Origin of the sequence: Psychrobacter sp. ASPA161_9 (assembly GCF_051970275.1) — a bacterium.
GTDB lineage: Bacteria > Pseudomonadota > Gammaproteobacteria > Pseudomonadales > Moraxellaceae > Psychrobacter.
Genome location: NZ_JBEFNI010000007.1, coordinates 12,604 through 25,229 on the forward strand (window position 1 = coordinate 12,604; position 12,626 = coordinate 25,229).

A 12,626-nucleotide genomic window follows, 5' to 3' on the forward strand; every position below is an offset into this window, starting at 1 on the left:
TTTAGTAGAGTAATCATTTTATTTAAATTGATATCGCATGGATAACTAATGCTTACCCCGCAGCTACTGGCGGTGTTGATTTTATTCAAAAACCAACACGCTAGGACAGCATATGACTATCTCAGACATTACCTCGAACACAAAAGCTGCTCAAACCCATATCCCAGCTAATGCTTCGCTCAACGCGACTGACAGCAAAGCGGATAAAAAAGCAGATGCCCTAAAAACACCTGCCCATCGCCATCAAACAGACGCGCGCTTTGAAGAAGATGCCCGCGACTTACACCGTATCTTGCCCGCCTCCCGTAAAATTTATATCGAAGGCTCAAGACCCGATATTCAAGTACCGATGCGCGAAATAACGCTTGATCCAACCCCTGTGCAAGGCATTTCTGAGAACGAATGGGAGCAAAACCCACCGTTTTATGTCTATGACACATCAGGTGTTTATACTGATCCCAATGTTGAGATTGACCTCACCAAAGGATTGCCAAAATTACGTGAAGGCTGGATAAACGAGCGCGGAGATACCGAGCAGTTAAAAGGTCTATCAAGTCAGTATGGACAAACGCGCGCCCGTGATATCAGCACTGCCAACTTACGATTTGCCCACATTGATAAACCTCGCCGTGCAAAACTAGGCAAAAATGTCACTCAAATGTACTATGCTCGTCGCGGCATTATCACCCCTGAAATGGAATATATCGCCATTCGTGAGACGCAAAAGCAGCACGAGTTGACCGATATGCGTCAACATGATGGTGAGAGCTTCGGTGCTAATACGCCGACGGTTATCACGCCTGAGTTCGTGCGTAGTGAAGTGGCCGCTGGACGCGCAATTATCCCTAATAACATCAATCATCCTGAGTCTGAGCCGATGATTATCGGACGTAATTTCCTAGTAAAAATTAACGCCAATATCGGTAACTCAGCACTCGGCTCCTCTATTGACGAAGAAGTGTCAAAAATGACGTGGGCAACACGTTGGGGCGCAGACAACATTATGGATTTATCGACCGGCAATCATATTCATGAAACCCGCGAATGGCTAATTCGTAACTCACCAGTGCCGATTGGTACGGTCCCTATTTATCAAGCGCTAGAAAAAGTCGATGGCGTCGCTGAAGATTTAACATGGGAGATATTCCGCGACACCTTGATTGAACAAGCAGAGCAAGGCGTGGATTATTTCACTATTCATGCAGGTGTACTGCTCGATTATGTACCGATGACTGCCGGACGCCTTACAGGCATTGTGTCACGTGGTGGCTCAATCATGGCGCAGTGGTGCATGGCGCACCAACAAGAAAGCTTTTTGTACACTCACTTTGAAGATATTTGTGAGATTATGAAAGCCTATGATGTCGCCTTTAGTTTGGGTGATGGTCTGCGTCCTGGTTGCTTACAAGATGCCAATGATGAAGCGCAATTCAGTGAACTTAAAACGTTAGGTGAGCTGACCAAAGTGGCATGGGAGCATGATGTGCAGGTCATGGTTGAAGGACCGGGTCACGTCGCGATGAACCGTATTAAAGAAAATATGGATTTGCAGCTTGAGCTGTGTGCGGACGCGCCATTTTATACGTTAGGGCCTTTAACGACAGATATTGCACCGGGTTATGACCATATCACCAGTGCCATCGGAGCAGCGATGATTGGCTGGTTCGGCACCGCCATGCTTTGTTATGTCACGCCAAAAGAGCATTTGGGTCTGCCCAATAAAAAGGATGTCAAAGACGGCATCATCACTTATAAGATTGCCGCTCACGCTGCCGATCTTGCCAAAGGTCATCCAGGTGCACAGGCACGTGATAATGCCTTATCAAAAGCACGCTTTGAGTTCCGCTGGGATGATCAGTTTAATCTAGCACTTGATCCGGATACGGCGCGTGAATTTCATGATGAAACGTTACCAAAAGATGCGCATAAGACTGCTCACTTTTGCTCAATGTGTGGTCCTAAGTTTTGCTCAATGAAAATCACTCAGAATGTACGTGAGTATGCGGCTGGTCTGAATAAAGATGCTGCTAATACGAAGGTAACGCCTTAAACGGGCGACTTAACCAATGCTGGTCATCTGATTGAAGAAGTAGAAACTGAGCTTGTTGGGCAAGGCCGAGGAAGTACGTAAAGGTATGGCAGAGATGATCGAAAAACATCATAGTGAAGGCCGTCAGTTGTATAAAGACGTGTAGCTCTTCATTTACTAAAATCTAGTTAAAATAAAAAGCTTGAACCTAATTGTTAGGTTCAAGCTTTTTTTACGTCTGAATCAAGCTACAGTCATAGTCATGCCTTATTATTCTTACTGTATATCTAGATCATTCATAAAATTATGTAAGACATTCACTACTCTTAAGTTCTTCTTATATTTTAATATTGTATTTTTAAAATATAACTTCTAATTATAAGTAACTAGATGGACTCACTACGAAATAACAGAAGTTTACTTCTAAAATTTAGCATGGTCTGATTACTCTTAATTATGTATCGTGAAAATAAGTAAACTTTTATTTGATTACATTTACTACAAATACGATTAGAAATGCTATTTTCCCAACACGGTATATACATGGATAGTTTTATCGTTACCAGTGCATTTGATTCGCTGGTATTAATATAATTCGGTTAAGGAAGACCGTAATGAGCAAACCATTTTCATTTTTTGGACAAGACACACTATCGCCAAATAACGCGGGACACAGTTTAGGTTCGCTTGGTACGTTCGCTCTATGGTTCGGTGCCAACATAGTCGTCACTACTATTCTAACTGGTATGTTATTGGTACCTGATTTACGATTTAGCACCGCTATAACAACGGTACTGATTGGCTCGTTGATTGGTGCAATTCCACTGCTCTTAGTTGGGCTTATGGGCCAACGCACTGGTCTACCATCAATGGCATTGACTCGAAGAGCTTATGGCCCCCTTGGTAGTCAACTGATCTCACTAGTAAATATGTGTGTACTGATTGCTTGGAGCTGTATTCAAGCTCTGCTCGCAGGCATGAGTCTCAACTATGCTATTGAAGTGACTACAGGATATAGCAACTTACCACTGTTTGTTATTCTGTGTGAGACCGTCGTGGTACTGATTGTGCTACGTGGTCATCTCGGAATTGAACTTGTCGAACGCTGGGCAGCACTAGCAATGGCCGGACTCACGGTTATAGTACTCTATCAGCTTTACCAGCATTACGATGTCTCAGCACTCTTTGAGATGCCAGTTGAATCTCGCAATGGCATTACTTTAGGTATTGCCTTTGATATTGTCATTGCCACTGCATTTTCTTGGATGTCTTCAGCAGCGGATTATAACCGTAACTGTAAGACCTCACGAGTTGCCATCTGGGCCACCTATTTCGGTTACATCTTAGCAGCTATTGTAGCTATGGGGTTAGGTGCTATGATTTCAGGTCTTTCAATACTAAATGGTATGGAACAGACTTACGATCCTACGCGCTTGCTTGCAGAGTTTGGCTTTGGTTTACCAGCTGCATTAGTCATTTTCTTCTCAGTCATGACAACTAACGTTATGGCGGTTTACAGTGCTACATTGTCATGTATGAATATAGCGCCTAATATGAGCTTTTGGAAACCTGCATTAATCATTGGTGTTGTCACTATTTTGGGCGCACTAATTCCGGGTATTTTAGATCAGTTTCAAAACTTCTTATTATTAGTAGGCGCGCTCTTCATTCCAGCATTTTCAGTGATGATTGTTGATTATTACTTGGTTGGTCAAGAGGGTTATACAGCTAAGCTTCTTGATTCTAAGCGTCAATTAGGGCGTCCTACTGCAAAGATTGCTATCGGTGCTTACTTGATTGGTGCTACTCTCGCTGCTTATTGGGCAATAATTTCTCCACCCGCTTTCGGCGCTTCATTACCAGTATTTATAATCACTGGTGCCCTTTACTGGCTAGGAGCTACTTTATTTACTCGCTCTAGCACTGCTATCAACTCAACCAGCGAGTAACCGTATCATGAGACTAATGCTTGCTCAAACCAACCCCGTATGGGCTGATCCTTCTGCCAACTTAGAGGCCTTAGAAAGCCTCTGCCAATTAGCAGAAAATGCGAAAGTAGACATGCTCGTCATGCCAGAGCTGGCATTGACTGGTTATAATATTTTCGAGCGTCTCGATCATTTGGCTGAATCAGTAGATGGACCCATCGCTACTCAAGTCGCCAAGCTCGCGATTAAATATAATTTGCATATATTATTTGGACTTGCCGAGCATCAGTCCAATGGTCAGTTGACCAACTCTGCTGTCTTATTCGACGACAGTGGCAAGCGTCTCGCCACTTATCATAAACGCCAGCTATGGGACCGTGAACATGAATATTTCACTGCTGGTGAAAAATATTGCGTCGTCGATACTCAGTTTGGAAAGTTGGGACTAATGATTTGTTATGATAATGAATTTCCAGAAATAGCCAGAAAACTCGCTCAAGCAGGTGCACAGATTATACTATCGCCTACCGCTAATATGATGCCGAATGCGGAACGCCAGATACTTCAAATTCGTGTCCGCGCGATGGACAATCAATGCTTCGTCGCTTGTGTTAACCGCTCTGGCATAGAAGGAGAGCTGCATTATTGCGGTCACAGTCTCGTAGCTGGTCCTGATGGTGAGGTATTGGGTAATCTTGGCAATGATTCTGGTATATTAATAGTAGATATCGATTTGAACCGAATTAATGAAAGCCGTACTAATCATGACTATCTAAAAGATTTAGATAAGTTAAATGGAGCTGGCTTATGAATGAAAGCACGCTACCGCGTATTGCACCGGAGAAATGGTATCGAACTCAAAGTATGAGCGATGACATTACGCTCATCGACGAGCCTTGGATTAAGCCTTTTTTTCGCTGTAATCTTTGGCATGTAAGAGGGAGCGAGCGCGACTTATTGGTAGATTTTGGCTTAGGTGCTGTGCCCTTACGTCGTCATGTTGCTTTACTTACTGAACGCGAAGTAGTCGGCGTTGCTAGTCACACTCATTTCGATCATATTGGCGCAGCAAGTGAATTTGGCTGCTGTCATGTGCACTCGGCTGAGGCTGATATTCTTGCAGCACCAGACAATGCACGCACCTTAGCTGATATGTTTATCAATGATGAGATGTTTGACGCCTTACCGCCAGCGCCCTATGCGCACTGCGGCTATAAAATTCCTGTCCCAGCGAAAATTGTACAGCTAGAAGATGGTGACATAATTGATCTAGGCAACCGGCAGTTTGAAGTAATTCACACTCCAGGTCACTCACCTGGTGGCATTGCCCTTTGGGAGACCGCTACTAAAACTCTAATATCTGGCGATCTCATTTATGACGGCCCACTGATTGAAGATACTTGGCACAGTGATATTTTTGACTACGCTAAAAGCATGCGGCGCTTAAATGCTTTGCCCGTCCGTGTCGTTCATGGTGGTCATTTTCCAAGCTTCTCAGGTGAACGTCTTAATGTCATGATTGATGACTGGCTACGAGAACATGATTTGTAGTCACGGATGTAACTTTAAATATGAAATTATTTTGCAATATAAAGTAAAAAATCCCAGTAAGCAGAACACTTATTGGGATTTTTAATGTACGTTCCAGTCTTCTGGAAAATTTAAACCTTCGACGCTTTGTAAATCTCATCGATTGAGGTGTTAATCGTATCAGAAAATTCTTTATCGCTTTGCTGTTTACTTAAACCTTCGGTAAACGCGCGTGAGAAACTGGCAATCATACCTGGGTTTTGCTTAAGCTTTTCGCAAGCATCGCTACGGCTATAACCGCCAGACAAGGCAACGACTTTTAATACTTTTGGATGATCAATCAATTCTTGGTAGAAACCAGATTCTTCAGGTAAAGTCAGCTTAAGCATCACTTGCTTATCATCAGCCAAGCGCTCAAGGTTATGTAATAGATTGGTTTTAAGCAGTAGCTCGCATTCGTGCTTCTTATCACTATTGATATCTACTTCTGGCTCAACGATAGGCATAAAACCTTTAGAGATAATTTGCTTAGCCACATCAAACTGCTGCTGGACGACAAGCTCAATACCATCGACACTTGGCTCATAAATCACTGAACGCATTTTAGTGCCAAACACTGGGTAATTTTGGGCTTTATCTAATAATGCATCTAAATTAGGTATTGGACGCATCACTTGTACGCCACTCATTTGTTCTGCTAAGCCTTTATCCACCTTTAAAAAAGGCACGATATTTTTATCTTCCCATAGATAGTTAGCCGTAGGCTTACCATTGACCTCACGATCCATCGTATCTTCGAACAAAATCGCCCCAAGGACACGCTCGTTGTCAAAGCAGTCGCAAGTCATAATCCGTACACGCATCTCATGCACAAGATCAAACATGGCCTCGTCATTATCGTACTCATCTCCACTCACGCCATAATTTTCAAGTGCCTTAGGCGTGCTGCCACCACTTTGGTCGAGTGCCGCGATAAATCCTGAGCCGTCTTTTATCCGTTGTAATTGCTTTTGATATTCCATTAAGTGTGCATCCTCTAATTATTAATAAGTATCAATTTTACTGTGACACCTTATGCGCTATATGACAACTTGCATACGATCTAACTATAAGTAACTTTACCATAGGACATACTATGTGCCTACATTGAATAAGTTAAGAATTAGTGATTTTTAAGAACAGTTGTTGGATTTATATCTGATATCACTATGCTTTATTATATATACTGATATCAGCATATACAAACTTAACCTTCTATTCCTATTATAAATGTTAAATTTCTCATCAAATTTACATTGTCTCGTTGTCTAAGCTAAGAACAGTACTGCTACAGCGCTTACTGCTAACAACAATCCCAGCATATTGATACGATTAAGAGATTCTTTAAAGATACCTACTCCAATGATAGTCGCCACTGCGATGACTCCAACGTTCATACCTGTAAATACGATACTTGGTGAGTCAGACAATACTTGATGTGCACGCACATATGCATAAATATTACCCATATTAAGCGCACCAAGCAGTAAACCAGCCATCAGAGCTTGGCCTTGCCAGCGTACATGGGTGATGAGCAAATAAATAAACAACAACAACCCTGCCAGTCCAAAGCTGACAAATAAGGTTAAGGGAAATGCTGTGCCTTGCTTGGCAACTTGTTTGAACAAAATATCGATGATGCCGTAACCTGCCCACACCCCAAACAACCATAGGGGTGTTTTGAGTACAGGATTTTTATTAGCAGTCTCAGTAGCTGCCATACTTATACTATTGGTGTTATTGCCACTAGTAGTAGTATTGCCACTGGTATTAGCAATGACAGCTTGCTGCGGACGATAAACCAAGGCTCCTAGTGCCAAAAACCCTAAAGCTAGCCCAAATATGCGCGTGCCAGTCAGAATTTCACCAAATAATAAAAAGGCTGCGACAATAGGAATAATCAATGATAAACGCTGAGCTGCATCGGTTGCCACCATTCCAACGGCTTCAATGGCACGTCCAAGCATTACAAATACGGCGGGCAACAGCACACCAAGAGCGATAATAATGCCCCATGCAGCGCCAAGTGTATTAACACTACTCACATCTGGTTTTAATAAGATAAAAGTCAGTAAAAAGGCGACTGGATAACCAGCAACGATCGTCTGGCGAATATCTATGTTCTTTTGTCGCAATACTTTGAGCAGAACGGAAACAGCGACACTACATAGCACTGCAATCGTTAAATAAATCATTAGCTTCTACCTTTTTAAATCGAAATTTTGCGGGTTTATTGTTTGTATGCCAGTGCTGAGAATCTTGATATAGTCATTTTTAAGCGTTTGATTTTTAGATAAGCCAATGATTATTAATAGAGAATATACCCCATTGAATAAAACGAAATAGGGGAAGGTAACAAAATATTTTTTGTACAGCAATCTATTTATAGTGGTTTTTAATAGTTAATACCAAATACGACCTGTAGCGTTCAAATTACAATTAGCATGCAGGTGTAACTCTGAAGTTTTGCTAAAATAGTGCGCAATCCCAATAACACAAGTAAGTGCCCAAGATGACGTTTAATATCGTTTATCTTGGCGTATCATTTTTGCCTATGAATGCTCTATTTCGTTTTTTTGAAAATCGTCTACCCGCCTTTCCTGATACTCCTATGCCATTGCCCTCACCTCGTCAAGGGCTGTTGAAATTTTTGTGGGCATGTACCAAAGGTTTACGTGGCTGGCTACTGTTTTTTATGATTTTGTCCGCGGGTATTGGCATTTATGAAGCGATGCTGTTTGCATGGATTGGTAATATAGTTGACTGGCTAGGTATCTATACGCCGCAAACGCTATGGACTGAAAAAGGCGACATGCTCCTTTTGATGCTAGCGGTAATGCTACTGAGTCCGTTTTGGATTGCCTTATCATCGTTTATTCATTTTCAGTCGATTCAGGGCGTGTTCCCGATGCAAATGCGCTGGCGTTTTCATCAGCATATGCTCGGGCAGTCGATGCAGTTTTATCAAGATGAGTTTTCTGGTCGAGTTTCTGCCAAGGTAATGCAAACCGCACTGGCCGTACGCGATACGGTGATGACGGTCACTGATATGTTTATGTATGTGATCGTTTATTTTATTACCACCGGTGTCATCTTATTTAACTTAGACAGCTTATTATTAATCCCATTTATCATCTGGTTTGTACTCGTTGGCTTTACTTTACGTTTCTTTATTCCCAAGCTTAAACGGACTGCTATCGTACAGGCTGATGCCCGCGCGTTGATGGTTGGCCGTATCACTGACGCTTACGCCAATATTATGACCGTTAAATTGTTCAGTCATTCGCGTCGTGAGCTGGGTTATGCTAAGAACGCTATGGGTCAGTTTTTAGGAACGGTTCATGCGCAAATGCGCTGGGTCAGCTATTTAGAGATCTCAACCCATCTGATCAGCGTTATTTTAGTGAGTAGTACGGCTGGGATTGGTATCTATTTATGGCAACAAGGCGATATTGGCGTTGGGGCTATTGCCGCAGCAACCGCAATGGCATTACGATTAAACGGTTTAACGCAGTGGATTATGTGGCAAACAGCAAGCTTGTTTGAGAGCATTGGTACCGCCCAAGACGGTATGCGTACCTTATCTGCACCGCAGACTATCGTTGATGCGCCTAACGCTTCTAATCTAAAAGTTACCGATGGTCATATCGTCTTTGACCGTGTTGATTTTAGTTATGAGGGTGAAGATGATATCGAAGGCGAGCGCATTGATGAGGTTGATACTGCTGGAACAGCGCTTATCCCCTCACAAGTAAAACTACTGGATAACTTTTATTTAGATATCAAACCCGGTGAAAAAATCGGTTTGGTTGGACGTTCAGGTGCTGGTAAATCGACCCTAGTGAATTTATTACTGCGCTTCTTTGATGTTGATAAAGGTAAAATTTATATCGATGGACAAGCGATTGATGAAGTCACTCAAGAGTCTTTACGCCAGCAAATCGGTATGGTAACGCAGGATACCTCACTGCTCCACCGTACCGTACGTGAAAACATCGCCTATGGACGTCCTGATGCCAGCGATGAAGAAATCATTCTTGCCACTAAGCAAGCACAAGCTTGGGAGTTTATCAAAGACTTATATGATGATAAAGGCAATACTGGTCTTGATACGCAGGTTGGAGAACGTGGGGTCAAACTCTCTGGCGGTCAGCGTCAACGTATTGCCATCTCACGCGTTATGCTAAAAAATGCGCCAATTTTATTATTGGACGAAGCGACAAGTGCGCTCGACTCTGAGATTGAATACGCCATCACTGAAAGCCTCAATGATATCATGACTGGCAAGACCGTCATTGCTATTGCCCATCGACTGTCAACGATTGCAGCGCTTGATAGACTGGTGGTCATGGATAAAGGTCAGATCATCGAACAAGGCAGCCATGATGAATTATTAGCATTAAATGGTGTCTATGCTGGATTATGGCAGCGTCAAAGTGGTGGTTTCTTAGGTGAAAACAATTAATTATCGTTAAACATAATGAGTCACAAGGAAGTGGTATTCTCATGGAAGCATTTACAAACAGTATTGATATCAGTGGACAACAAGCCCGCTATTACGACCTAAGCCAGCTTAATGCGGCGGTAGGAGAAAATACCCACAAACGTCCAGCTGCGCATTTTTATGGTGGTAATAGCTTCACTGTCGGTACCTATCAGCCTCTAATGCATAATCTTGCGGATAATTTTGATATAACCTCGCTAGCAATGCGTGGCTATTGGTACGACAAGCCCAAAGCTCGTCGCCTGACTCGTGAACAAGATGCCGATATGCTCATTAAGTTTTTGGACAAAACTCAAGATGCACCTATTATCGGTATTGGACATTCACAAGGGGCAACCGCTACCGCAATGGCGGCGGCCAAGCGTCCCGATCTATTCTCACAACTATACCTTATCGAGCCAGTCACTTTTACCAAGAAACAAACAGCACTGTATAATTTACTCCCACGGGCTTTTATGCTCAGTCGCGAGCCTTTCAAAAGTACGTTGACCAAAAAAACCAGATGGTCAAGTGTCAATGATTACTATGAGCACCTGCGCGAACAACGTGCCTACAGACGTATCAGTGATGAGCACTTGTTGGTGTTCGCTGAACAAAGCCTTGCTGCAAATACTGATGGCAGCTACTCTCTAATATTTGATCCAGAGCAAGAGCTCGCCAATTACTTTGGCACGCCACATATTGATAAATCTCTTAAAAAATTGCGCTGCCCCTATACGCTTATTACTGGTAAACCAACTTTGTTTATTAACCATAAAGTTCGCAAGCAATGGCAGAAGTTTGTACCTGACAAAAGCATCATATCATTAACAGATTACGGTCACTTGTTACCAATGGAAGCGCCTGAACTATGTGCACAGATTATAAGTGAGCACTATCAAAGCCGTAAATAGACCAAACCATGACTGATCTTTTTGCTCCAGCACCCACTGATAACTTGTTACCCTACGATGGTAAGGTCAATGATTTAGGAATTATTATTGATAATCCTAATGACCTCTACGATACACTTTTAACTGAGCTTCCTTGGTGCTCTGATATTGTAACTTTATTTGGTAAAACTCATGTCACCACTCGTCAGATTGTTTGGATGGGTGAAGAAGATACTAGTTATCAATACTCCGGTCATGCACGAAGAAGTATTCCATGGTCAGATGTAGTGTTTCATGTGAAACATTATGTTGAGCGACTGCTGGCAGATATTGGAATTGCCGCTGACTTTAATACTTGTTTGCTAAATTATTACCCTTCAGGAGCTGACGGTATGGGCTACCATGCGGATGATGAAAAGGAGCTGGGCTATCAGCCAATTATCGCTTCCTTGTCCGTTGGTGCTACTCGAAAATTTGTCTTGAAGCATAAAAAAACCCAAGATAAAGTCGAACGTCATCTTGAGTCTGGTCAGCTTATCGTAATGCATGGTGATACCCAAACATGCTGGAAGCACACCGTCACTAAGACTAAAACAGTAGCCGATGGACGAATTAGTCTAACGTTTCGGCACATGCTTTCAGATTAGCTGGCTTTTAAGACAATTTTTCCAAAGGTATCGCCTTTTTGTAGCTCAGTGTGAGCGGCAACGATCTCAGATAGCGGATAGGTCTGCTGAATATGTAATTTGAGCTTACCAGTTGCCACTTTTTCTAATACTTTTGCCATATCTTGCCCACTACGTTGAGCTTTATAACCAGCGACATTTAGGTCTTTTTGGCTGCCAGCCTCTTTGAGCTTATCGACCCAAATCGTTGGTAGCACATTGACGCGTCCACCAGACTTGAGCACATCAAGCGCGCGTACACCTGCATCACCACCGACCAAGTCCAGTAGCACATCCGCTTGCAAATCAGGGAATGCATCCTCTTTAGTATAATCAATCCAGCCTGCTAGCTTGCTCTTATCTATAAGGTCATCAAGCTTGGCATACTTTTCTGGTGAGCAAATAACAGTGACTTTGATATCGTTCTGATTCACCTTGTCCATTAATAACTGAATGAGTAGATGACCAACACCACCTGCCGGGGCATTCATTACGACATGCTCGCCTGTTTTGATATCAGCAAATTCTACAAATTGTAGTGCCGTTTGTCCTATACAAGGCAGTGCACCTGCCTGCTCTAGCGTTACCGATTCTGGTACTTTAGCCAGCAATGTAGCATCGACTGCCACATACTCAGCATAACAGCCACCATCAAAAGTAAGCGCTGCGACTTTCTCATCAACAGTAAACTGATCGTTATTACTTTTGACCACAACACCAGCCATATCAAAACCTAAAATAGCAGGTTTGTCATGGTCAAATTTATTTTTACGGATATTATCGGCACCCCAGCCCTTACCTTGGCGAGTCTTATAATCAACGGGATTAATGCCTGCATACGCGACTTTCACTAACACTTGGTCATCACTTAACTCAGGGATAGCGACACCGTCTTGATAGTTCATGACCTCGGGTTCACCAAACTTACGAATAAGTACAGCGTATTGAGTCGTTGGCAATGGTTTATTAGAAAGGTTAGACATAGGTATATATCCTTATATTTTATGTGCTAATAGTTAATTATCTTATTAATTTGGAATTTTTTGAGCTTTAATTTTA

10 protein-coding genes are annotated in these 12,626 nt (G+C 42.6%); 7 read left to right on the forward strand and 3 right to left on the reverse strand.

The features are described from left to right. Positions 1–112 precede the first annotated feature (112 nt). The 4 genes from thiC (at position 113) to ACTQ9S_RS09080 (ending at position 5,508) form a co-directional block, all read left to right on the forward strand. Positions 113–2,050 (forward strand): phosphomethylpyrimidine synthase ThiC, encoded by a 1,938-nt coding sequence (gene thiC / locus ACTQ9S_RS09065; protein WP_440454746.1) that lies wholly within the window; start codon positions 113–115, stop codon positions 2,048–2,050. Positions 2,051–2,643: 593 nt separating this feature from the next. Beyond that, positions 2,644–3,978, forward strand: a complete 1,335-nt coding sequence (locus ACTQ9S_RS09070) for a purine-cytosine permease family protein (protein ID WP_440454747.1) — start codon at positions 2,644–2,646, stop codon at positions 3,976–3,978. A gap of 7 nt (positions 3,979–3,985) precedes the next feature. Then, on the forward strand, positions 3,986–4,768 hold the full coding sequence (locus ACTQ9S_RS09075; protein WP_350657188.1) for a carbon-nitrogen hydrolase family protein: 783 nt from the start codon (positions 3,986–3,988) through the stop codon (positions 4,766–4,768). After that, positions 4,765–5,508 carry an MBL fold metallo-hydrolase gene (locus tag ACTQ9S_RS09080; protein WP_440454748.1) on the forward strand — a complete coding sequence of 248 codons (744 nt, stop codon included), beginning with the start codon at positions 4,765–4,767 and terminating at the stop codon, positions 5,506–5,508. Before ACTQ9S_RS09075 ends, ACTQ9S_RS09080 begins: the two co-directional genes overlap by 4 nt. Before the next feature lie 110 nt (positions 5,509–5,618). Here ACTQ9S_RS09080 and ACTQ9S_RS09085 read toward each other — a convergent pair whose 3' ends face one another. Beyond that, the gene (locus tag ACTQ9S_RS09085) at positions 5,619–6,509 is read right to left on the reverse strand and encodes a fructose bisphosphate aldolase (protein ID WP_440454749.1); all 891 of its coding nucleotides are present in this window, start codon (positions 6,507–6,509) and stop codon (positions 5,619–5,621) included. Positions 6,510–6,794: 285 nt separating this feature from the next. Next, a complete protein-coding gene (locus ACTQ9S_RS09090; protein WP_440454750.1) occupies positions 6,795–7,721 on the reverse strand; it encodes an EamA/RhaT family transporter in 927 nt (308 codons plus the stop codon). Between the two features lie 359 nt (positions 7,722–8,080). Between ACTQ9S_RS09090 and ACTQ9S_RS09095 the strand changes: the two genes are divergently transcribed. Genes ACTQ9S_RS09095 through ACTQ9S_RS09105 form a run of 3 tightly spaced genes read left to right on the forward strand, consistent with a single transcriptional unit; the run spans position 8,081 to position 11,549 of the window. After that, a complete protein-coding gene (locus ACTQ9S_RS09095) occupies positions 8,081–9,991 on the forward strand; it encodes an ABC transporter ATP-binding protein (protein ID WP_440454857.1) in 1,911 nt (636 codons plus the stop codon). Positions 9,992–10,032: 41 nt separating this feature from the next. Further along, complete coding sequence (locus ACTQ9S_RS09100; RefSeq protein ID WP_440454751.1) at positions 10,033–10,923, forward strand: alpha/beta fold hydrolase; 891 nt, start codon at positions 10,033–10,035, stop codon at positions 10,921–10,923. Positions 10,924–10,931: 8 nt separating this feature from the next. After that, positions 10,932–11,549 (forward strand): alpha-ketoglutarate-dependent dioxygenase AlkB family protein, encoded by a 618-nt coding sequence (locus tag ACTQ9S_RS09105; RefSeq protein WP_440454752.1) that lies wholly within the window; start codon positions 10,932–10,934, stop codon positions 11,547–11,549. On the opposite strand, the gene ACTQ9S_RS09110 is transcribed toward ACTQ9S_RS09105, so the two are convergent. Further along, positions 11,546–12,550 (reverse strand): NADP-dependent oxidoreductase, encoded by a 1,005-nt coding sequence (locus ACTQ9S_RS09110; RefSeq protein ID WP_440454753.1) that lies wholly within the window; start codon positions 12,548–12,550, stop codon positions 11,546–11,548. The two genes, ACTQ9S_RS09105 and ACTQ9S_RS09110, sit on opposite strands and share 4 nt — an antisense overlap. Between the last annotated feature and the right edge of the window lie 76 nt (positions 12,551–12,626).

Coding starts and splice junctions, on each gene's coding strand:
- ACTQ9S_RS09090 (WP_440454750.1), bottom strand. CDS start 7,721: ATGATTTATTTAACGATTGCAGTGCTATGTAGTGTCGCTGTTTCCGTT.
- ACTQ9S_RS09070 (WP_440454747.1), top strand. CDS start 2,644: ATGAGCAAACCATTTTCATTTTTTGGACAAGACACACTATCGCCAAAT.
- ACTQ9S_RS09105 (WP_440454752.1), top strand. CDS start 10,932: ATGACTGATCTTTTTGCTCCAGCACCCACTGATAACTTGTTACCCTAC.
- ACTQ9S_RS09085 (WP_440454749.1), bottom strand. CDS start 6,509: ATGGAATATCAAAAGCAATTACAACGGATAAAAGACGGCTCAGGATTT.
- ACTQ9S_RS09075 (WP_350657188.1), top strand. CDS start 3,986: ATGAGACTAATGCTTGCTCAAACCAACCCCGTATGGGCTGATCCTTCT.
- ACTQ9S_RS09110 (WP_440454753.1), bottom strand. CDS start 12,550: ATGTCTAACCTTTCTAATAAACCATTGCCAACGACTCAATACGCTGTA.
- thiC (WP_440454746.1), top strand. CDS start 113: ATGACTATCTCAGACATTACCTCGAACACAAAAGCTGCTCAAACCCAT.
- ACTQ9S_RS09095 (WP_440454857.1), top strand. CDS start 8,081: ATGAATGCTCTATTTCGTTTTTTTGAAAATCGTCTACCCGCCTTTCCT.
- ACTQ9S_RS09080 (WP_440454748.1), top strand. CDS start 4,765: ATGAATGAAAGCACGCTACCGCGTATTGCACCGGAGAAATGGTATCGA.
- ACTQ9S_RS09100 (WP_440454751.1), top strand. CDS start 10,033: ATGGAAGCATTTACAAACAGTATTGATATCAGTGGACAACAAGCCCGC.